General features: G+C 34.0%; 20 protein-coding genes and 1 tRNA gene. 12 read left to right on the forward strand and 9 right to left on the reverse strand.

Annotated elements, in window-relative coordinates; translation table 11 throughout:
- The first annotated feature begins 97 nt into the window (after positions 1–97).
- Positions 98–1,774 carry an asparagine synthase B gene (gene asnB / locus FJV36_RS09175; protein WP_158727711.1) on the forward strand — a complete coding sequence of 559 codons (1,677 nt, stop codon included), beginning with the start codon at positions 98–100 and terminating at the stop codon, positions 1,772–1,774.
- Positions 1,775–2,072: 298 nt separating this feature from the next.
- On the opposite strand, the gene FJV36_RS09180 is transcribed toward asnB, so the two are convergent.
- From FJV36_RS09180 to FJV36_RS09205, 6 genes are all read right to left on the reverse strand, one after another.
- The gene (locus FJV36_RS09180; RefSeq protein WP_158727767.1) at positions 2,073–3,032 is read right to left on the reverse strand and encodes a sodium-dependent bicarbonate transport family permease; all 960 of its coding nucleotides are present in this window, start codon (positions 3,030–3,032) and stop codon (positions 2,073–2,075) included.
- Between the two features lie 73 nt (positions 3,033–3,105).
- Positions 3,106–4,065 carry an L-threonylcarbamoyladenylate synthase gene (locus FJV36_RS09185; protein ID WP_158727766.1) on the reverse strand — a complete coding sequence of 320 codons (960 nt, stop codon included), beginning with the start codon at positions 4,063–4,065 and terminating at the stop codon, positions 3,106–3,108.
- Between the two features lie 3 nt (positions 4,066–4,068).
- Complete coding sequence (locus FJV36_RS09190) at positions 4,069–4,917, reverse strand: DUF6671 family protein (RefSeq protein WP_233264514.1); 849 nt, start codon at positions 4,915–4,917, stop codon at positions 4,069–4,071.
- A complete protein-coding gene (locus FJV36_RS09195; RefSeq protein ID WP_158727765.1) occupies positions 4,898–5,200 on the reverse strand; it encodes a hypothetical protein in 303 nt (100 codons plus the stop codon). The genes FJV36_RS09190 and FJV36_RS09195 overlap by 20 nt, the downstream gene beginning before the upstream one ends.
- Positions 5,201–5,202: 2 nt before the next feature.
- The gene (locus FJV36_RS09200) at positions 5,203–5,373 is read right to left on the reverse strand and encodes a hypothetical protein (RefSeq protein WP_158727764.1); all 171 of its coding nucleotides are present in this window, start codon (positions 5,371–5,373) and stop codon (positions 5,203–5,205) included.
- 339 nt (positions 5,374–5,712) lie between these two features.
- A complete protein-coding gene (locus FJV36_RS09205) occupies positions 5,713–7,227 on the reverse strand; it encodes a DUF2254 family protein (RefSeq protein ID WP_158727763.1) in 1,515 nt (504 codons plus the stop codon).
- Between the two features lie 158 nt (positions 7,228–7,385).
- On the opposite strand from FJV36_RS09205, the gene FJV36_RS09210 reads away from it, so the two are divergent.
- On the forward strand, positions 7,386–7,787 hold the full coding sequence (locus FJV36_RS09210) for a DUF2721 domain-containing protein (protein ID WP_158727762.1): 402 nt from the start codon (positions 7,386–7,388) through the stop codon (positions 7,785–7,787).
- 41 nt (positions 7,788–7,828) lie between these two features.
- On the opposite strand, the gene FJV36_RS09215 is transcribed toward FJV36_RS09210, so the two are convergent.
- Complete coding sequence (locus tag FJV36_RS09215; protein ID WP_158980886.1) at positions 7,829–9,958, reverse strand: outer membrane beta-barrel protein; 2,130 nt, start codon at positions 9,956–9,958, stop codon at positions 7,829–7,831.
- A 142-nt stretch (positions 9,959–10,100) separates the two neighbouring features.
- On the opposite strand from FJV36_RS09215, the gene FJV36_RS09220 reads away from it, so the two are divergent.
- The 10 genes from FJV36_RS09220 to FJV36_RS09265 all read left to right on the forward strand — a co-directional run bounded on the left by FJV36_RS09220 (position 10,101) and on the right by FJV36_RS09265 (position 19,369).
- Positions 10,101–11,486: a DUF1800 family protein gene (locus FJV36_RS09220; protein WP_158980884.1), complete on the forward strand. Its 1,386-nt coding sequence runs from the start codon at positions 10,101–10,103 to the stop codon at positions 11,484–11,486.
- 10 nt (positions 11,487–11,496) lie between these two features.
- Entirely contained in the window at positions 11,497–12,666 is a 1,170-nt protein-coding gene (locus FJV36_RS09225; protein ID WP_158980882.1) for a DUF1501 domain-containing protein, read from the forward strand.
- A gap of 58 nt (positions 12,667–12,724) precedes the next feature.
- Complete coding sequence (locus FJV36_RS09230) at positions 12,725–13,621, forward strand: DMT family transporter (protein ID WP_158980880.1); 897 nt, start codon at positions 12,725–12,727, stop codon at positions 13,619–13,621.
- Between the two features lie 67 nt (positions 13,622–13,688).
- A complete protein-coding gene (locus tag FJV36_RS09235) occupies positions 13,689–14,042 on the forward strand; it encodes a DoxX family protein (RefSeq protein WP_158727757.1) in 354 nt (117 codons plus the stop codon).
- Positions 14,043–14,046: 4 nt separating this feature from the next.
- Positions 14,047–14,655 carry an alpha-ketoglutarate-dependent dioxygenase AlkB gene (locus FJV36_RS09240; RefSeq protein ID WP_158727756.1) on the forward strand — a complete coding sequence of 203 codons (609 nt, stop codon included), beginning with the start codon at positions 14,047–14,049 and terminating at the stop codon, positions 14,653–14,655.
- A 294-nt stretch (positions 14,656–14,949) separates the two neighbouring features.
- Positions 14,950–15,228 carry a DUF2805 domain-containing protein gene (locus tag FJV36_RS09245; RefSeq protein ID WP_158727755.1) on the forward strand — a complete coding sequence of 93 codons (279 nt, stop codon included), beginning with the start codon at positions 14,950–14,952 and terminating at the stop codon, positions 15,226–15,228.
- A gap of 100 nt (positions 15,229–15,328) precedes the next feature.
- The gene (locus FJV36_RS09250) at positions 15,329–15,625 is read left to right on the forward strand and encodes a hypothetical protein (RefSeq protein ID WP_158727754.1); all 297 of its coding nucleotides are present in this window, start codon (positions 15,329–15,331) and stop codon (positions 15,623–15,625) included.
- Positions 15,626–16,567 carry an alpha/beta hydrolase gene (locus FJV36_RS09255; RefSeq protein ID WP_158727753.1) on the forward strand — a complete coding sequence of 314 codons (942 nt, stop codon included), beginning with the start codon at positions 15,626–15,628 and terminating at the stop codon, positions 16,565–16,567. It abuts the gene before it with no gap.
- Positions 16,568–16,614: 47 nt separating this feature from the next.
- On the forward strand, positions 16,615–18,477 hold the full coding sequence (locus tag FJV36_RS09260) for a peptidase M61 (RefSeq protein ID WP_158727752.1): 1,863 nt from the start codon (positions 16,615–16,617) through the stop codon (positions 18,475–18,477).
- 181 nt (positions 18,478–18,658) lie between these two features.
- Positions 18,659–19,369: a DUF4369 domain-containing protein gene (locus tag FJV36_RS09265; protein ID WP_158727751.1), complete on the forward strand. Its 711-nt coding sequence runs from the start codon at positions 18,659–18,661 to the stop codon at positions 19,367–19,369.
- A 255-nt stretch (positions 19,370–19,624) separates the two neighbouring features.
- Here the strand turns inward: FJV36_RS09265 and FJV36_RS09270 are convergent, their stop codons facing one another.
- Positions 19,625–20,077, reverse strand: a complete 453-nt coding sequence (locus tag FJV36_RS09270) for a hypothetical protein (RefSeq protein ID WP_158727750.1) — start codon at positions 20,075–20,077, stop codon at positions 19,625–19,627.
- Between the two features lie 124 nt (positions 20,078–20,201).
- Positions 20,202–20,275 (reverse strand) — tRNA-Thr (locus FJV36_RS09275).
- Between the last annotated feature and the right edge of the window lie 16 nt (positions 20,276–20,291).

Genomic DNA, 20,291 nt, shown 5'->3' on the forward strand with positions numbered 1-20,291 from the left:
TATGTAACTGAATATCGGTTTTGTGTTTTACATATGAAACTATAACTGCATCTTTGCTTTATCAAAATAAATAAATTCATTTATAAAATATAGCATTATGTGTGGAATAGTATGTGCCTTCGACCTGAAACAAAAAGCAGAAGTTTTAAGACCTAAGGTTTTAGAAATGTCAAAAATAATTCGTCATCGTGGACCAGACTGGAGCGGAATCTTTAGCAACGAAAAAGCCATTTTATCGCATGAACGTTTGGCAATTGTTGATCCAGCATCAGGTAAACAACCTTTATTTAGCGAAGACAAACAACTTATCTTAGCTGCCAATGGTGAGATTTACAACCACAGAGCATTGCGCAAGCAATTTGAAGGCAAATACAACTTTCAAACAGAAAGTGATTGCGAAGTTATTTTGGCACTTTACAAAGAAAAAGGACCTCATTTTATAGATGAAATGAACGGAATTTTTGGCTTTGCCATTTATGATGTAGAGAAAGATGAGTACTTCATTGCAAGGGATCATATGGGAATTATTCCATTATACATCGGTTGGGATGAGCACGGTACGTTTTATGTTGCTTCTGAATTGAAAGCTTTAGAAGGATATTGTACTAAAATACAATTGTTTCCTCCTGGACACTACATGACGAGTACTGATGGCGAATTTGTACAATGGTATAAAAGAGACTGGACTGATTATGATGCTGTAAAAGATAACGAAACAAACATTCAGGATATAAAAGTAGCATTAGAAGCAGCCGTTCACAGACAATTAATGAGTGATGTGCCTTATGGTGTTTTACTTTCTGGCGGGTTAGATTCCTCTATAACTTCGGCTGTAGCCAAAAAATTTGCACAAAAACGAATTGAGTCTGGTGATACTACCGATGCTTGGTACCCACAACTGCACTCATTTTCAGTAGGATTAGAAGGTTCTCCGGATCTTGCAGCAGCCCAAATTGTAGCAGATCACATTGGCACCATTCATCACGAAATTAAATTCACTATTCAAGAAGGATTAGATGCGGTCAAAGATGTCATTTACAACTTAGAAACTTATGATGTAACTACCATTAGAGCCTCAACACCTATGTGGTTGATGGCGAGAGTTATTAAGTCAATGGGTATAAAAATGGTACTTTCTGGTGAAGGAGCTGATGAACTTTTTGGTGGGTACTTGTACTTTCATAAAGCACCAAATGCAAGGGAATTTCACGAAGAGAATGTACGTAAACTAAGTAAGCTGCACATGTATGATTGTTTGCGTGCCAATAAAAGTTTAGCGGCGTGGGGAATCGAAGGACGTGTTCCTTTCCTTGACAAAGAGTTCATGGATGTGGCCATGCGCATCAACCCGCAAGATAAAATGATCAACAAAGAACATCCTATGGAGAAATGGGTGGTTCGTAAAGCATTCGAAGATATGTTGCCCCCAAGTGTGGCATGGAGACAAAAAGAGCAATTTAGTGATGGTGTAGGGTACAGCTGGATTGATACTTTAAAAGAAGTTGTTGCCGTTGAGGTTTCTGACGAACAATTGGCAAATGCCAAATATAAGTTTCCGTTGCAAACGCCTACATCAAAAGAGGAATATTATTACCGTTCTATCTTTCACGACCATTTTCCTAGTGATGCTGCCGCCTTGTGTGTACCTCAAGAAGCCAGTGTAGCTTGTAGTACAAAAATTGCTTTGGAGTGGGATGAAGCTTTCAAGAACATGAACGATCCATCGGGTAGAGCCGTAGCAAGTGTCCATGATGATGCTTACGCAAAAGTATAGCAACATAGCTTAATAAGTAGTAAAGGAAACGCACCCGAAAGGGAGGGCACTGAAAAAGTCCCTCGAATAAGGAAAATGAAAATAACTAAAAAGGAGCGAAAACACAATGGTTTCGCTCCTTTTAGTTATTACAAACCCCTTGTAATCTAAGAAGATTAAATTTGACTAAAAAAAGACGATTAAATAAAATCAAAGCCTTATTTAATCACTTTTTTTAATGATTTTTGAAAATAGGGACTTTTTCAGTGCCCTCCTCAAAAAGCTACCTCTTTTTTTTACTCAATAATTGGGACCGAAATTAACAATTAATAATGGCAAAATATATTGGCATCCCAAAGGTAATATTAAAAGGGAATGTTACTGCTAGCGCCATTGGCAAAAAGATTCCAGGATTTGCTTTAGGAACCGCAATTTTCATAGCCGCTGGAACCGCAATGTACGACGCGCTTGCCGCTAAGACAGAAAAGATGAAACGGTTCCCGATATCCTCTGTTACAAAATGACTCAAATAGGCAACAACACTTCCATTGATTAAAGGAATTACTACGGCAAATGCAAAACTAAACCAGCCACTTTTAAAGAAATCGCCCAATTTACGGCCACTTACAATTCCCATATCAAGCAGAAACAACGCTAAAAATCCTTTGAAAATATCGGTGGTAAAGGGTTTAATACCTAAAGCTTGTTGCTCACTCGCCAAAAAACCGATGAACAAACTCCCTAAAATTAACAACACGCTTCCGTTTGTAAAAGAATGGGTAATAATTGTTGACATCTTAGTTTTTAAAACGTTCTCGGCACTAAACAATCTAATTAAGATGACACCAACAATGATAGCCGGAGCTTCCATCAATGCCATAACAGCAACCATATGACCACTGAAAGTGAAATTCTGCAATTCTAAAAACGAAACCGCGGTTACAAATGTTACTGCACTTACAGATCCATAAGTGGCAGCAATGGCTCCCGCGTTTTCAATGCTATATTTTTTCTTTAAAATAAAAAAAGAATACAATGGAATGATCAGAGCAATTGAGACACCAAAAAATATGGACCATACTATATCAAGTGTAAAATGGCTGTGTGCTAGCTCTTGACCGCCTTTAAATCCAATGGCAAATAAAAGGTATAAAGAAATAAACTTAGAACTTCCCTCAGGGATTTGCAAATCACTTTTGACTAAAACAGCAATAATTCCTAAAACAAAAAAGAGTAATGCTGGATTTGTTAAATTATCTATTAATAAATTTAAATTCATAAGTTAGTTTTTTGACAATTGCATGAATGTCATACAATTGAATTGATATAATTGTTTGTTAGTGTTATAAAAATTACTTTTTGGTAGCTCGTTGTAATCTGTCGTTAATGGCTTTCCCAAGTCCGCTATCTGGGCAACGCTCTGCTAGAATAGCATCTAGATTTTTTTCATCCAATCTATGCAGTGCAGCATATAATCCTGAAGCTGCCTCTAACATTGAACCCGAAATTGACAAAACTTCTTGGGCACAAATTGATGGATCTTGTATCTCTTGTTTAAAAGTCAAGACTCCCACTCTTTGATTTGCAAATTTGGCTACATCTGCACTTATCGTATCTGTAAGGTACGTGGTAGTATTAGGTGCGTAATGACGTGACAACATTCCTGGCGCAGGCGGTGCTTTTTCGTCATGCGCTATTGTTTTAAGTGGACCAATGATGGCTTCTAAGTCCTCTATTGCTAGTGATCCCAAACGATACAGAACGGGTTCACCATCTTCAAACCCTATAATTGTAGATTCAATTCCTCTTTCACAACTACCTCCTTCTAAAATCATAGGTAATTTATTTTCAAAATAATGCGCAACATGAACCGCTTGAGTAGGACTTATAGATCCAAAAGGATTTGCGCTGGGTGCTGCCAATGGAAAATCCAGTTGCTCTAAAAGTGATAAAGTAACCTTATGATTAGGCACTCGTATTGCAACAGTGTCTTTACCAGCTGTAACCGAATCTGGAATTTGAGGTTGCTTTTTTAACACCATAGTTAGTGGTCCAGGCCAAAAAGCATTTGCTAGTAGCATTGCTTTTTCGGGAATCTCTCTAGCTATAGATGGTAAACTTTCAACTGATTTTATATGAACAATAAGCGGGTTAAAGGAAGGTCTTTCTTTTATACTGAAAATAGATGCTATTGCTTTTGGACTAAAAATATTTCCTGCTAATCCGTATACCGTTTCAGTAGGAATCGCTATTACTTCATCTTGATTTAATAACGCAACAGCTTTTTGAATGGAATTGTTAATTATACTCATAATTTAGGGGTTACAGTAATCACAAAAAGTAGGTTCTTCGGTCATTTTTTGATACGGAAAATTAATTTCATGTGTGTACTGGCATTTTTTACAACAATATATGTGGCTTAAGGTAGACCGAGTAGGATTTGCACACCAAGAACATGGCAAACCTGGTTTAGCGCTGGTCACCACAAATCCAGGAGTCATGCATTCAGGACATAAAGATTGAATGGACTGCAACAGTTTATGAGCAGCCGTTTCAATAACATGCATTCGAGTGGGATTGTAATGCGCTCGCATATCCGTTTCGGCATACACAGTACCGTGTATCTCCATGATATGGTTGTAATATTTTTTTAAACAATCTTCATTGGTTATACCCTTAATGACTGCTTTATCATCAGTTGCACTACTTCGTAAAATAATTGCATGCGATGGAAAATGAATTTTTTGAGCAAACATTTTCAATGCCTCATAACTCGTAATGGTCTCACCGTAAAAATTAGTATCTAAACTAAGTTCTCTAACAATGATTTCTAGATCATTTTTTTTATCGATGAAAATGAGGAATTCTTCATCTGCTTGCGCAAAAAACAAAGACGGATGAGGACCAAAAGATCCTTCACTAGCAAGACCTAAATCACAATCAAAGGCATTCATTGCTGCTAGACATTTTTCCCGAACAGTTGCCACTGCCGATTCCTTTCGCTTAATTTCTCCAGAAAATGTGCCAAAAACATCCGTATCAAAATTTGAAGGTACAAAACACGTAACCCCTATTCCGTTTTCAAGAATAGGTGCTATTACCTTTTCTTTTTGATGTTTTGTGGCAATTAATAACGACCTTCCATTAAACATTTTTGTATTCATTGGATTTTGGTCGCATTTCCATTTGGATTACACCGTTTACATGTAATTCCATATTATTTGCATCGGCCTCTTTAATCAATTCTTTAATATAATCAGAAGCTTCTTGTAATGTTTCTTTCCTCCTTTTAGAATGCAAATGGTCTTGGTTAAACCTAATTTCATTACTAAATTGTTCTAAATTGTGGTAATTGATTTTACTATTGATCAATGAAAACAATACTTTCCCGGCTTCTGTAGGTTCAAACTGCCCTTCAACTAATTTAAATTGATACTCTTTTTTCATGATTATTTTAAATTATTTTGTTTTGATAAAATGTAAACGCTGTACACGATTCCTAAACCTAAAATCAAAGTAAAAAGTAAATTTTGAGGTACAACGAGGTTCAACACAAAACCTGTTAGTAACCAGAACGCTGCAACAAGTAGACTTCCGTTAATTTTAAATTTAGTTCTCATACAAACACATTTATTTAGTGCTGCAAATGTATCATGGTTGTATTATAAATTTTTATTTATATTTATAATGACATATATAAGAAAATTTAATGAGTAGTATTTGGAGCGTTCATAAACCCCATAAGAAATTGATTCTCGGCCAAGAATAAATTATTTTAGAAAATAGGAATAAAAAAAAATTAAAATAAGAGTGTAAAAAAATCAATAAAAAGGTGAAGAAACTTTAAAATAAGCAACAAAAAAAGAGCCCAAATAGAAATTATGGTTGCATTTTATTTAGAAAAATTAATCGTGTCCTGACAATTACAAAGAAGTATAAGACACAAAATAAAAACAGCCTTATTGCTTATAGGCGTTTAAATAAGCAATAGCATCAAACTGCATAGAGCAAATTGCTTCATTAACCGAGACACGATTAGCTTCATAAAAGGACAAAATTCCTTTTTGCTGTAATCTCAAAATTTGCTGCTTTGCTTTTTTTCTGAACTGTAGCAGCTCATTTTCTATGGTAACCAGTTTTTCTTTCGAAATTTTCAAAGTACCATTTGCATGATTGGTCATATTATAAATATCAGCTAATTCCATATCCTCAACCTGTTGAATCAACACCTTGAGATGAAAAGGATTCTCAACTAAGGGAAGTATGATTCTAATGGATCGAATCATTCGTTTGATAACCGTAGGATCTTCCTTGCCCCACTGAAAGATTTGATCATAACAAAAATCTACAAACTCTTCAAAATTGAATTCATTTACTTGAATGTGCTCGGATTTTAGTGATTTAGCATCCGTTGATGGAAATTCTTTAATGGCTAATTCTTTGGCAATTTCTCCTATTTGGTCAATGCAATTGAGGCAAGTAGTAGGGTCATTTACGGCTGGAGAAATGGCTTTTATGGCAATATCAACGAGTTTACGAACGCCAAAATTAATATCTTGAGTGTGGCTTCTAAATTGTTCCACCTGAAAAGCATCTTTTACAATGGCGCCAACTTGTTTTTGTAATTCTTGAACCTGTACAGAAGTCAGATCTTGGTCAAAAACCAATGTCAATAATGTAGTGGTTCCCTTCATTATAAACTCTCCAACAATGGGTTTTTGGTACGTATTTTCGAAACAAAATCCTACTTCAGATCGTAAAATGTATGCTGTAACTTTCTTTAATTTAACATAATTAACGCTATCTAAATACCCTGAGTCAAATGGACTCACAACAGATACTTTGAATTTATCAGGATGAATTTCTGCTCTTTTATATGATATATTTTTACCCAATTTCCAGTTTTCTTGATATAGAACATTGATTTCCTCAATCATGTCTACTTTGATTCTATTGGTAATACTTGAGACATTCATATTGATACTCAAATAGGTAATCATGTTAGGATAAGACCAAGACAAACCATAAAAAGCCAATAAAGTCCCTACAGCAAGTGTTCCTAAAAATGGAGTATTCGGGCAAAAAACAGAAGCAAATTGCGGTAAAATACACAGTGAAATGGTTCCTACAAAAAGCCCAATAAACTTTTGCATTTTAAAATCGCTAATTAAAAAATGCCTTAAAATACGAGGCGAAAACTGTGAGGAAGCCAACTGCATTACAACAAAAATAACCGAAAATGTAGTGAGAGATATACCTATAAGTATCGAAATCAAAACATTCGTAACAGAGATTAACCTTGTGTAAGTGTCTACAATATCAATATTAAAAAAGGAACCAAAATCTACTGAATACTCTAAAATCATTACAGCCGAACCTATAACTACAGCATATAAAACTCCTAGAAAAGTACCTAAATCTTTTAGTTGGTGAATCAATATGTTTTTTAACTTGTATTTCAATGTATGCGGCATATCTTTTTATTAAGAAAGTAAATTTAATATAATTGATGATATAAATCCTGATGGCTTTATATTTTTGTAATTTTACAATACAACTATTGCTGATTTTTATCAAAAAATAATTGACCATTAACTTTGCTGTTCTACATTTTTATTTAAAACAATATCAAATGATTTTACAAATAGAAACACCTGCACTCCTTTTTGGTGCCACTTCATTAATATTACTAGCTTACACAAACCGTTTCTTAACCATTGCAACTATTGTTCGTGGATTAAAGAAAACTTATAAAGAAAAAGAAAACAACTTGATTTTACTGGAAATAAGAAACCTAAACTTGCGCCTCACTTTAATTAGAAATATGCAAATGGCGGGAGTATTAAGTCTTTTTTTGAGTGTATTTGCTATGTTACTTTTGTTTTTACAACAACAAACAGCTGGTATTTACCTATTTGGCCTTAGCTTGCTAGGTTTACTAATTTCCTTGGCTTTATCGTTTTGGGAAATTTGTATTTCGGTCAATGCTTTGCGCCTGCATTTAAGTGATTTAGTTCAAAAAGAAACGCTATAAAAAAAGCTGTACGATTTATGTACAGCTTTTTAGGAAATCATTTATTGGTTGATTAAACTACCTTCTTCTTTTTTCTCGTTGTTTAATAAACTTGGATTTTCTTTTGCCAATTTGTTCTTAGTTGGTATTTTGTAGTTCAAACTAAAACCAAATTTCCTTGTGTCTTGCTTACTGCTTATGAGTAAAGGTGTCTCAAAGGAATTGAATGCGTTTCTATTCGTATTCAAAATATCATCAGCAAAAAGAGATACTGTCAACTGATCTTTTAAGAATTTTTTCGAAAAAGTAAAGTCTAATGAATTCCTAAGTGGCTCTACCGCAATAAAGTAAAAATAATTTCCTCTTGGAATAACATAATTATAATTGGCAACAAATTTTACTTTTTTGGGCAAGAGTATCTGAGACATAAAATTAAACATCCAAAAACCGTTTGTATCTACTTTGGGAATTTGATGGTATTGATACCCTGCATACACGTATAAAAAATTCATGGTATCAGGATTTACATTCATTTTCATAGTTTCGGCTAGACCTTTGGTAAACAACATATAGGGAATAGGCATTCCTACACTAAAATTATGAATCTTAACCTCTTGGATATTTTCATTTGTATTGACTACAAGATTATTAGTTAGTAAAACTCTGTTGATCACTTGATTTTTTGCAACACTCATGTTGTAGCTTATGAAAGCATAATCAAAAGCACTTAGTTTAACTTCATAATTATCAAAAATGGTAGGCTGCAAGTTTGGGTTACCAGAATATTCAATATTCGGATTTTGATAATTAGTGTTATTTGGATTCAATGCCGATGTACTTGGTAAGGTGATTTTTTTGTTATAGTTCATATTAAAGTACAAGGCATTACTAAAATTGTATTGCGCACTTGCATTAGGAAAAAATCTAAACTGATCAAATTCTGCAAGTTTAGCAACATCTGTATTTCCTGATATGTTGTAATCTTCGGCTCGACCGCCAAGAATAAAATTAAATTTGTCAAATTTTGTTTGAAACTCTACATAAGTTGATGTCGTTTTTCGCTTGTAATCTAAATTGGTTACACCTCTATTAGAAGCATCAAACATCAGTTCTTCGTACAACGCACCTACATTTAGCTTACCTTCATCAGAGAATTTAATAGGTTGTGAAAAATCTACTTTTGCATTCAATACCTCTTGTTGTGAAGCATTGTCTAATAACGGGGTGGTTGAACCTGCTGGTTCTAATTGAAACTCATTAGAATTGCGGTTATAATTGAATCTAAACTCTAGTTTTTTTGCCGCATTTTCAAACTTTTTTTGATAGGTAACTACCGCGTCATGACGAAAACCACCGCTCATTGAAGCATCATCAGTTGTGAACCCTGGACCATTTGAAAGCGTTTGACTGTTATTATTGTTGTACGTAAGATCATAATTAAGCAGTAATCTATCTTTTCCAATATCAAAAGTAAGCGCTGATTTTATAAAATTATTTCGGCCCACACGATCAGCTTCTGTTGCTGTTAATAAAGCGCTACCACCGTTTTCCTCATTTTTTAAGGAAGTCCATAAAGCATTTTCTCTATAATTTTGCCCCAGATTTAATTGCCATCCAAAATATTTATTCTTGGCACTCAATAACACACTATTATTTACTCTCCAGCGCACATCATCATAACTGGTTACACTAGTGCTATTAGTGTAAGTAGCACTTAAATAATTTTTGGCGTTTTTATTGGTAATTATATTAAGGATTGCACCTCCCGAAGTTGCCGGAAACTCGGCGCCTGGCTGTGTAATAATTTCAATTTTTTCAATAGCATTAGCTGGCATTCCCTCTAGAAAAGCATTGAGTTCATTAGTAGAAATATTAAGTGGTCTACCATCCATAAACACATCCAGCTGCTTGCCTTGAAACATCATTCCAGCAATATCTGATGCTATTAAACCTGGCAATTTCTTAATTCCCTCTAGCACAGAACCTGTATTTAAGCTAGGTTGATCAGAGAAGTTAAAGATGGTTCGGTCTGCTTTTTGCTCCACTGCTTTTTTAGTTTTTACAATGGTTACTTCTTTCAACTCTGTAGTTTTTTCAGTTTCAGTTTCAGGAGTTTTCTCCGGAGTAGTTTGAGCAATACTGCCCGTTATACAAATCAAACTCAACAAAATAATAAAATGTATTTTTTTCATGTTTTTTATATCAGATACCCCATAAGACATCTTTATAAAGGAAATGTTACAAAATAGATCAAATAATTTTTCTTAGAAATACAATAATACATTAAGATTAAACCTTTTTTAGAACAACGTGTCCTACTGTAAATAACTCTATATGAACGCACAAACACTCTGGTCTTTACGACTTGGTTTTTCGTCAAAGCAAGCCGAAAAACTACAAACTATGGGAATTAATTCATTTCTAGAGGCTTCGTTTGCAACGTTACATGATCATAAAGTTCCTGGTTTTATGGTTGACAGCCCAAAATCTATAACCGAATTACAACAATATAGAAAAAAACTTAAAGATGCCAGTCCAGAACAAATAAAGGAATTGCGTAAAAAGGAAGCACAAACTGCACTCGAATTGAAGAGTTGGTGGATTGATAAAATGCAAAACGAAACCTATCCGCTACGCGAAAAAATGACCTGTTTTTGGCACAATCATTTTGTGTCAACGTTACAAAAAGTGAAGGTCAATTATTGGGTTTTTCAACACAATCAAATACTTAGAGAAAATGCATTTGGAAATTTTAAAACCTTAACAAAAAAAATAATTCAAAGCAATGCTATGGTGCGCTACCTTGACAATGTAGACAATAGAAAAGGCAAAATAAATGAAAATTTAAGTCGGGAATTACTAGAATTGTTTACTCTAGGTATTGGGAATTATACTGAAACAGACATAAAAGGTGGCGCTAAAGGACTTGCAGGACTTGGTCTTGGCGAAGACCACGCAGTATACCGAACCTTTTTTGAAGATGATGAAGCTTTTGACTATCTAGGCAAAAAAGGAAGTTTTAAAATTGATGCTATGATAGACCTTATTTTTGAACAGCCACAAGTTCCTTATTTGTTGACTCGAAAAATTCTAAAATGGTTTATTTATGACAACCCAAATGAAGAATTAGTTAATTATTATGGAGACTATTTCAGAAAAAAGAATTTTGAAATAGAGCCTTTACTTTTAAAAATTTTCACCGAAGAGTATCCTAAAAAAACAGCGGGCTCCAAAATAAAAAACCCACTAGAATACAGCCTCCAAATAATTCACGAACTTGGAATCAAAACTACTAATACAAAAATGATTGTGCTTTTTTGTAAGCAACAAGGAATGGATTTGATGGACCAACCCAATGTAAAAGGATGGGATGGCGGAAATTCATGGTTAACATCCCAAGTGTACTTACAACGCAATAACGTAGCCGATTTACTTTGTAACGGAAAAAACTTAAATCGGAATTTTAATGCTGAAATGAAGGAAAATAAAAATGCAAATAGAATCGTGAATCTTCAATTAAAATGGAACAAAACGGATACCAATAAAACGATCATCAATGCATTTGAAAACCAATTATTATTCCAAATTGACGACGTCATGAAGGCCGATTTTGAAAAAATATTGAAATATGATTTTGACGGTTCAACTGAAGGCTCACAATTTGCAGTGCTGCGATTGGTAAATTTCATGATAAAAACCCCAGAATTTCAACTTATCTAAAGCTAGCATTATGAACCGAAGAAACTTTTTAAACTTAACAGGTACTCTTACTGCAGGAACTCTGCTTTTACCAGATTTTTTATATTCTTTTGGAAAACAAAAAAGTATAATTACTGGAGAGCAATGTGTAGTTTTTATTCAACTCAACGGCGGAAATGATGGCTTAAACACCTTTATTCCGTATCAGGATATGATGTATTATGACTTTCGTCCAAAAATTGCAATTTCAAAAAATGAAATACTCCAGTCAGCACAAGGAATGGGTTTTCATCCAGCTTTAAAAAACTTTGCACAAATGCAACAAAGTGGAGACTTAGCTGTAATCCAAAATGTTGGGTACCCAAATCCTGTAAAATCTCATTTTAGAAGTCAGGAAATTTGGCAAACAGCTCCTACAAATCAAGAGTTTTTAAATGACGGTTGGTTAGGACGTTTCTTAGATTTACAATGTAAGGATCATCAGCCTACAGCAGGGATAAACATTGATACTATTGACAACTTAGCGCTCAAAGGTGACGAACCTAATTCGATCACGGTAAAAGATCCAAACCGATTTCTTGCTGGAAACAAAATGGAGGTCAACTCTAAACTAGCAACAAATCCACAATTAGACTTTGTTAGAAAAATAGCAAACTCCGTAGTTGAAGGTGCTGACGAGATACAAAATGCCCTTAAAAAAGGAGCTCCCGCTGAAGTGGTATATCCTAAAACTGGTTTGTCCAAAAATCTAGAATGGATGGCGCGCTTGATTAAAGGAAATCTAAACTCAAAAGTGTATTATACCTCACTGAATGGTTTTGACACGCATGATAACCAACTTATAATTCACAACAACAAACTTACAGAACTGAATGATGCTGTATTTAGTTTTTACCAAGACTTAAAGAAAGCGGAGTTGTTAGAGAACGTTACTATAGTAGTTTTTTCTGAATTTGGCCGACGCGTCAAAGACAATGGTAAAGGAACAGATCATGGAACTGCTGCACCTCTATTTGTCATTGGCGGAAGCAATAAAGGAACAATAATTGGTAACAACCCTAATTTACAAGACTTAGACGGAGGAGATTTAAAACATGAAATCGATTTTAGGAGTGTATATGCATCGCTTTTACAACAAAAAATGGAGTTTGATCCCGTTAAAATTGGGATAAGAAACCCTGAATTAAAAGGACTTTTTTAAAAACGCTGTAAATCACTTTAAAAAACTATCTTTGCCCGCTTTTAAAAATTGAACAAAAATGATGAAAAATAGTATTTTAAAGGGAGTATTCCTTGTGGGACTCGGTGCTACTAGCTACGGAATGTTGGCTACGTTTGTAAAAATTGCTTACGGTGAAGGCTTTACAACTCCTGAGGTAACCATTGCACAATTCACCTATGGAATTTTAGGAATGCTACTGATAAATGCTTTTCAAAAATCAAAAAAAGGGACTGAGGTTGTGAAAGCATCTACAAAAAACATTACCCAATTAATGCTTGCCGGAACCTCACTAGGTATGACCAGTGTTTTTTATTATTTAGCTGTAAAATACATACCGGTATCAATTGCTATTGTGCTATTGATGCAAACCGTTTGGATGGGTGTTATATTTGAAATGATTTTAGAAAAAAAAGCACCGTCAACACAAAAAATAATATCGGTTTTAATAGTTCTTGCAGGAACCGCCTTGGCTACAAATTTAATTGAAAGTACAGTAGATCTAGACTGGCGTGGTATCGTTTTAGGACTCTTGGCTGCCACTTCCTTCACCACTACCATGTTCACTGCAAATAGAGTAGCTACTCAAATTTCATCTGCACAACGCAGTCTTTATATGCTACTTGGCGGAGCGGTAATTGTTACTGGGTTTGCTATAGCTACACAAACAGGTGCCTTTAACTTTGATATTTTTCTTAAATGGGGTATTGTATTAGCGCTTTTTGGCACTATCATTCCACCTTTATTATTCAATGCTGGATTCCCACTTACAGGTATCGGACTAGGCAGTATTGTATCCGCATTAGAACTTCCTGTATCTGTGCTAATGGCCTATTTTTTATTGAGTGAACCAGTAAATAGCTTGCAATGGTTAGGCATTATTTTGATTATAATTGCAATTGTGATTATGAATATCAACTTCAAAAAGACTTTGTAAAGACTATTTGATTCTAATTAGCTTTAATTGGGCTTTTTTCTCTAAATTCGTAATAAACAATTTTATCATGAATTTACCTTGGCATTTGTACGGAATGGCTTTTATATATTTCATTGCAGGAATAAACCATTTTAGGAATCCTAGATTATACTTAAAAATCATTCCGCCCTATTTCCCAAAACCCAAAGCGCTAAACGCCATCAGTGGATTAGCCGAGATTATTCTTGGTATAACATTATGTATACCGCAGCTGTCAAACGCAGCTGCATGGGGCGTAATTGCTTTGTTAATTGCCATTTTTCCTACTCATATTTACATGTATTTTGATCCTAAAGCTAGCATGGGATTACCAAAATGGGTATTGTTCCTGAGATTACCTTTGCAGTTTGCATTGATTTTTTGGGCATATCAATATACGTAAAATTATGGAATCCTTTTTTGAAAATCAGGAACAACCGATACAATTTCAGGTTCCAGATGCTGAAATCACGTATTACCCTGCCTTTTTTGATTTGGCTACAGCCAATGAAATCTACCTGAGCCTAGTTCAAGATATCCCATGGCAGCAAGATGACATTCGCGTTTTCGGAAAAGTTCACCCGCAACCACGATTGACTGCACTTTATGGAAATGAAGGGAAGCCCTACTCCTATTCTAATATTACCATGCAGCCACACCCTTGGAATGCGCTGTTGCAAAAACTAAAAAAACAAGTGGAGGCTGCCGCCAATACTATTTTTACAACCGTTCTTTTAAATCAATATCGAGATGGAAAAGACAGTAATGGTTGGCATGCTGATAATGAAAAAGAACTGGGAATCAATCCTATAATTGCTTCTTTAAGTTTTGGTGCAACTCGAAATTTCCAAATGAAACACAATCTTTTGAAGGATAAAAAACTAAACCTTTTACTAGAACACGGGAGTTTACTGCTCATGAAAGGAAGTACACAACATTTCTGGAAACATCAAATTCCAAAAACTGCAAAACCTGTAGAACCCAGAATAAACCTTACTTTTAGGGTAATTATTTAGCAATAAAGAAGCAAATAACCAATCATTGAACTACAAATTTATATACACTTTATCAATAATAGTTAGGCAAAATATAGAAAATTTGTTTCAACAAATCTAGTCTACGGATTTTTTACGACACAACAGAAATGCAATAAAAAATAAACATCAAAAAATACTTAAAAAAAATATTTTAGAAACAAGAAAAAAAATGCAGTTTTGGTAAAATCAATTGATTTTTTTCTTAATATTGGTAATAAATTAGAAATCTACATTATTAACCATTTACAACTTATTTGAATTAATTTTCACGTGATGAAAAAGAGTAACCGAAAAGAATTAAACTGGGAGCAAACAGAAAAACTTGTTACAATGGCTTTAGAAGAAAAAAATCCTTTTGAAATCATTAAAAAAGAATTTGGCTTAGCAGAAAAAGAGATTCTCGAAATCATGAAAAAGAAAATGCCTGCTGAAAAATTTGAAATGTGGAAAAAGAAAGCTACTGCAAATAAACCAAAACCAAAACCTCTTAAAATTGATGATTTTGACGAAGATTTGGATGGTAAATATTATATCAAAAACAAACTAGATTAAAACACGAAACTCCTGATTTACGGGAGTTTTTTTGTTTGCTTACAATTCAAAAAATAGGGTAGCAGTTACAAGAATAAACAAAACCATTTCATTCGAAATAATGGGTTGGCACAAACTGTGGAGCCTTCAAAGCAAACTAACCATTCCCAAAGAGAACATAGTAAAAGCCTATCAGGATGAGTCTGAGATTACATTCTGGAAAGGATTGCGTATGCCCGGAACAGAAATCCCAGGGTTACTTGCAGCAGGTACTTTTTACAAAAACGGAAGAAATTTTTGGGATGTATCCAATAAAAAAAATGCAATCGTAATTACCCTTCGAGAGCACTATTACAAAAAACTCTTCATTGAAGTGCAAAATCCACAGCTGGCACTACAACAACTAAACAATCTTTAAATGAAATGTATCTACACTCTACTTTTTTCTGCATTATGGTCCTGCTGCTTTGCTCAAAATAAGAATTTCACAACCTCTGTCATTGACGTCAATCCTTTGATAAAAGGAACTTTATACACACCTAATGAAATTTCAAAAAGTAAAACTCTAGTTATTATTATTGCCGGCTCTGGTCCAACAGATAGAGACGGCAACCAAAGAAATCTAGTCAATAATTCCTTGAAATTTTTATGCGAAGGTGTAGCTACTAAAGCCATCCACGCCTTCAGTTATGACAAAAGGATGTTTGCTATGGCGCAGACAGGAAAAGTAGATGAAGCTTCGCTGTCATTTAACGACTTTATTACAGATGCCAACGATGTGGTTCAGTTTTTTAAAAATGAAAAAAAATACAAAAAAATAGTAATAATAGGTCACAGTGAAGGCGCATTAATAGGATTAGTAGCTGCAAACCAAAACACAAACGCTTACATTTCAATAGCTGGTGCAGGACGAGGCATTGATGCTGTTATTCTAGACCAAATTGCACTACAAGCACCATTTTTAAAAGATGAAGTGCAACAAAATTTAGAGATCCTAAAAACCGGCAAAACATTTGAGCTTAAAAACCAAATGCTCACTTCCTTTTTTAGACCTAGCGTGCAGCCTTACATGATTTCTTGGTTAAAATACCAACCACAAGATGAAATTAAAAAACTACAAATACCCATCTTAATAATTAATGGCACGAAAGATTTACAAGTAAGTGTTACGGATGCTCAACTACTTAAACAAGCAAAACCCGAGGCTAAGCTAGTACTCATAAATAATATGAATCATGTATTAAAAGACATAACGGGTGATGATATTGCAAACAGAGCTAGTTACAATAGTCCAGAATTAGCCAATTCCAATCAGCTACTGAATGAAATACTTTCTTTTCTTAAAAATTTAAAGTTGTAACAAAAACCTGAACAAGCAGACTAATTGCTTTAAATAATATATACTCAATGAAAAAAATAATTTATTCCTTAGCAGTTGTAACAATGCTGTGGAGTTGCAAAACAACAAGTACCACAGCAACATCTGCTGTAAAAGAAGAGGTTAATGTAACAATTGACATTAACAATGTAAAAGAGGACAAGGTGTTAGTAACAATTGCTGCTCCAAAAATAAAAACAAACGAAATCACATACAGTGTCCCAAAAATAATTCCGGGTACTTACTCCATAGATGATTACGGAAAATATATTGAAGATTTCAAGGCATTTGATAGCAAAGGCGGTCAACTTACCGTTACCAAAACGGATGACAATACTTGGAACATTCAAAACGCAACTACATTAAGTAAAATAACATACCTTGTTAATGATACTTTTGACACTGAAAAAGGTGGTGGTTTTGGTAAAAATGATGTTTTCTCTCCAGCAGGAACAAATATTGATGCAGGTAAAAATTTCATGCTGAACATGCACGGATTTGTAGGCTATTTTGATAATAAAAAAGACATATCATATACCTTATCAGTCTCACATCCTGAATCGTTGTGGGGTGCTACATCTATGAAAGATCTTGACAACAGCACAACAAATGACGTATTTAATACCCCGAGATACTCAGAACTTGTAGAAAACCCAATCATGTATGCAAAACCAGATTATACTGCATTTACTGTTGATGGGATGGAAATATTAATCAGTGTTTTTTCTCCAAATGGAAAAGTGACTGCTGAAAGCATTACTCCAGACATGAAAACCATGATGATTGCTCAAAAAACATTTTTAGGAAAAATAAATGCTACAAAAAAATACACTGTATTGCTGTACTTATCAAGTATGACTCCTACAGATGCAAAAGGCTTTGGTGCATTAGAACATCCTACAGCAACCACGGTAGTACTGCCAGAGGCCATGCCTAAGGCTGAGCTCGTAAAAGCAATGAAAGATGTAGTTTCACATGAATTTTTTCACATTGTAACTCCGTTAACAATTCACTCTAAAGAAATTCACTATTTTGATTTTAATACCCCAAAAATGTCCGAACATTTATGGATGTATGAAGGCATTACAGAATATTTTGCAAATCTTTTCCAAATCAATCAAGGGTTGATTACTGAAGAAGAATTTTACACGCGAATGGCTGAAAAAATTGAAAATTCAAAAAAACTAAATGACACCATGCCTTTTACAACCATGAGTGCCAACGTTTTGACAGAGCCTTACAAAGCACAATACTTAAATGTATACGAAAAAGGAGCACTTATAGGTATGTGTTTGGATATCATCATCAGAGAAAAAAGCAATGGCGAAAGAGGCGTTCTGGATTTAATGCAAAAATTATCTGTTGAATATGGCGTTGCAAAACCATTTAATGACCAGGAACTTTTTGATAAAATAACTTCATTTACGTATCCTGAAGTAGGTGATTTCTTAAAGACCTATGTAGCAGGCCCTACTCCTATTCCTTACGAATCTTTTCTAGCTAAAGTAGGTGTTTTAAAAAGTTCTGAAAAAGTTCCAGCAAATGTATTCCTTAAAGGTCAAGTTCCGTACATTACCGTAGACCAGGCAACAAAGGAAATTAGTATCATCCCAAACATAGAACTTAATGTATTTTACAGCACTTTAGGACTTGTGGGAGGCGACACCATTCTTGCCATCAATGACAAAGCTTACTCTCTTACTAATATTTACGAAATGATAACGGATAGCCAAAAATGGAAAGAGGATGATTCAGTTGCTGTAAAAATTAAACGTAACGGCGTAGAACAAGTGATCAAAGGAAAAGTAAAACTTCCTTACGAAGACAAGGAAGAACTCAAAGCTACAGATGTATCTAAAACCACACTAAAACAAGCATGGTTAAAAGGATAATAATTTTAACTCACTAAACAGAATCCTAATTTAGAAATAAATTAGGATTTTTTTTGTAAAATAAAAAAAACACAACAGCATTCCAACATTTTTCTTTATTTTGCGCCACAATAACAATGAAACCAAAACCGCTGTACAACGCTTATATACAGCGCTATTTAATCACAACATCAATATCAACATGAAAAAAACAATATTTGCTCTTGTTACACTAGCATTATTATCCTCTTGTAATAAAGAAGATGCAAAAGGCAACCTACACATCACAGGAAACATCAAAGGTTTAAAGAAAGGAACTCTATACTTACAAAGAATACTAGATACTACATTAGTTCCTTTAGACACCATAAATATCGATGGAAATGCTTCATTCGAAAGTCATATCAACTTAGAATCACCAGAAATGCTATATTTATTCCTTGATAGAGGCGTAAGTAATTCATTAGACAACAACCTTTCTTTTTTTGCTGAACCAGGTAACATGACAATAGACACCAATCTTGATAATTATCTAATGGGTGCCAAAATAACTGGATCAAAAAACAATGATGTATTTGAAGAATACAAATTAATAAAAACACGCTTTAACGAAGAAAACTTAGAGTTAATCCAAAAGAAATTCAGCGCAATTAAAACCCAAAATAACAAAAAAATAGACAGTTTAAGTGCTAAGCAAGATTCTAATCTGAAAAGAAGGTATTTATTTGCTACAAATTTTGCTTTAAATAATAGAGATTATGAAGTTGCTCCTTACATTGCCTTATCTGAAATATACGATATCAACATTAAATATTTAGATACCATTCAAAAATCAATGTCCCCAAAAGTTGCTCAATCTCTTTATGGAAAAAAGCTAACAAAATATGTAAGCTCATTGAAAAAACAAGAATAGACATAATCAGTATTAAAACATTTTAAACTGCCCTAAAAGATATTTTTTGGGCAGTTTTTTTTATGACTTTCCTGAAATGTGTTTTAAAAAAGCTGATTAATATTACCTAAAACAAAAGTTCTTTAAAAAAGTGATGTCTTTTATTCAAAGATACAGCTACAGTCTGTTATCAAAAGTTAATGTCCAGCGTTTAATTATAGTTGACTTATAAAATATTGGCAAGCCGCAATAATGTAAAATGATCACTTAAAAAGGCTAGAATAGCCTCGTAAACACCATTCCTATAATAAGTAGTGCATATAATGAAAAAACTACCAAGGTCATAATTCCAATATATTTATAATGTGATTTCAAATACTCAAATGAAAGGGTTAAAGCAGCCGTATCATTATTTTTTATAGCCAGTTTAGCATTTGAAGCAAACTTATTCAAGTAATAGATCGGAAAAAAATAAAGTACTCCTATCAAAATGTAAATAAATGCAACACCCAAACCCATTGACGATTCTAAAAACCCCATTGAACCACTAGTACTTCCTACAACAGCAAAGGTTATCCCTATAATTAGAGCAATCAAGACAATAAATCCTACGCCAATAAATCCTAGAATAGACAAATAATAAGCCCATTTTGCAGTTTCAGCTAATAAATCTTTGGCAGTTGTAGTAATTTGTAAATCTAAATTTTCAACGGTAGTTTGTTCTTCCATAATTAATAGATGTTAGTGTTAGTTTTCAAATGTAACAATAACAATCAATTTAAAAGAATATCATGTAAGTAATTATTGCTATAAACACAAAACCACCTAATAAAAATTAGGTGGTTTACAAAAGAGCCGGCGGAGGGACTCGAACCCACGACCTGCTGATTACAAATCAGCTGCTCTAGCCAACTGAGCTACGCTGGCGACTCATTACGGGTGC

Source organism: Flavobacterium sp. I-STPP5a (assembly GCF_009764685.1).
Classification (GTDB): domain Bacteria; phylum Bacteroidota; class Bacteroidia; order Flavobacteriales; family Flavobacteriaceae; genus Flavobacterium.

Coding starts and splice junctions, on each gene's coding strand:
- FJV36_RS09185 (WP_158727766.1), bottom strand. CDS start 4,065: ATGAGTATAATTAACAATTCCATTCAAAAAGCTGTTGCGTTATTAAAT.
- FJV36_RS09220 (WP_158980884.1), top strand. CDS start 10,101: ATGAACGCACAAACACTCTGGTCTTTACGACTTGGTTTTTCGTCAAAG.
- FJV36_RS09250 (WP_158727754.1), top strand. CDS start 15,329: ATGGGTTGGCACAAACTGTGGAGCCTTCAAAGCAAACTAACCATTCCC.
- FJV36_RS09200 (WP_158727764.1), bottom strand. CDS start 5,373: ATGAGAACTAAATTTAAAATTAACGGAAGTCTACTTGTTGCAGCGTTC.
- FJV36_RS09270 (WP_158727750.1), bottom strand. CDS start 20,077: ATGGAAGAACAAACTACCGTTGAAAATTTAGATTTACAAATTACTACA.
- FJV36_RS09245 (WP_158727755.1), top strand. CDS start 14,950: ATGAAAAAGAGTAACCGAAAAGAATTAAACTGGGAGCAAACAGAAAAA.
- FJV36_RS09215 (WP_158980886.1), bottom strand. CDS start 9,958: ATGAAAAAAATACATTTTATTATTTTGTTGAGTTTGATTTGTATAACG.
- FJV36_RS09190 (WP_233264514.1), bottom strand. CDS start 4,917: ATGAATACAAAAATGTTTAATGGAAGGTCGTTATTAATTGCCACAAAA.
- FJV36_RS09205 (WP_158727763.1), bottom strand. CDS start 7,227: ATGCCGCATACATTGAAATACAAGTTAAAAAACATATTGATTCACCAA.
- FJV36_RS09180 (WP_158727767.1), bottom strand. CDS start 3,032: ATGAATTTAAATTTATTAATAGATAATTTAACAAATCCAGCATTACTC.
- FJV36_RS09260 (WP_158727752.1), top strand. CDS start 16,615: ATGAAAAAAATAATTTATTCCTTAGCAGTTGTAACAATGCTGTGGAGT.
- FJV36_RS09195 (WP_158727765.1), bottom strand. CDS start 5,200: ATGAAAAAAGAGTATCAATTTAAATTAGTTGAAGGGCAGTTTGAACCT.
- FJV36_RS09235 (WP_158727757.1), top strand. CDS start 13,689: ATGAATTTACCTTGGCATTTGTACGGAATGGCTTTTATATATTTCATT.
- FJV36_RS09230 (WP_158980880.1), top strand. CDS start 12,725: ATGATGAAAAATAGTATTTTAAAGGGAGTATTCCTTGTGGGACTCGGT.
- FJV36_RS09255 (WP_158727753.1), top strand. CDS start 15,626: ATGAAATGTATCTACACTCTACTTTTTTCTGCATTATGGTCCTGCTGC.
- FJV36_RS09210 (WP_158727762.1), top strand. CDS start 7,386: ATGATTTTACAAATAGAAACACCTGCACTCCTTTTTGGTGCCACTTCA.
- asnB (WP_158727711.1), top strand. CDS start 98: ATGTGTGGAATAGTATGTGCCTTCGACCTGAAACAAAAAGCAGAAGTT.
- FJV36_RS09265 (WP_158727751.1), top strand. CDS start 18,659: ATGAAAAAAACAATATTTGCTCTTGTTACACTAGCATTATTATCCTCT.
- FJV36_RS09225 (WP_158980882.1), top strand. CDS start 11,497: ATGAACCGAAGAAACTTTTTAAACTTAACAGGTACTCTTACTGCAGGA.
- FJV36_RS09240 (WP_158727756.1), top strand. CDS start 14,047: ATGGAATCCTTTTTTGAAAATCAGGAACAACCGATACAATTTCAGGTT.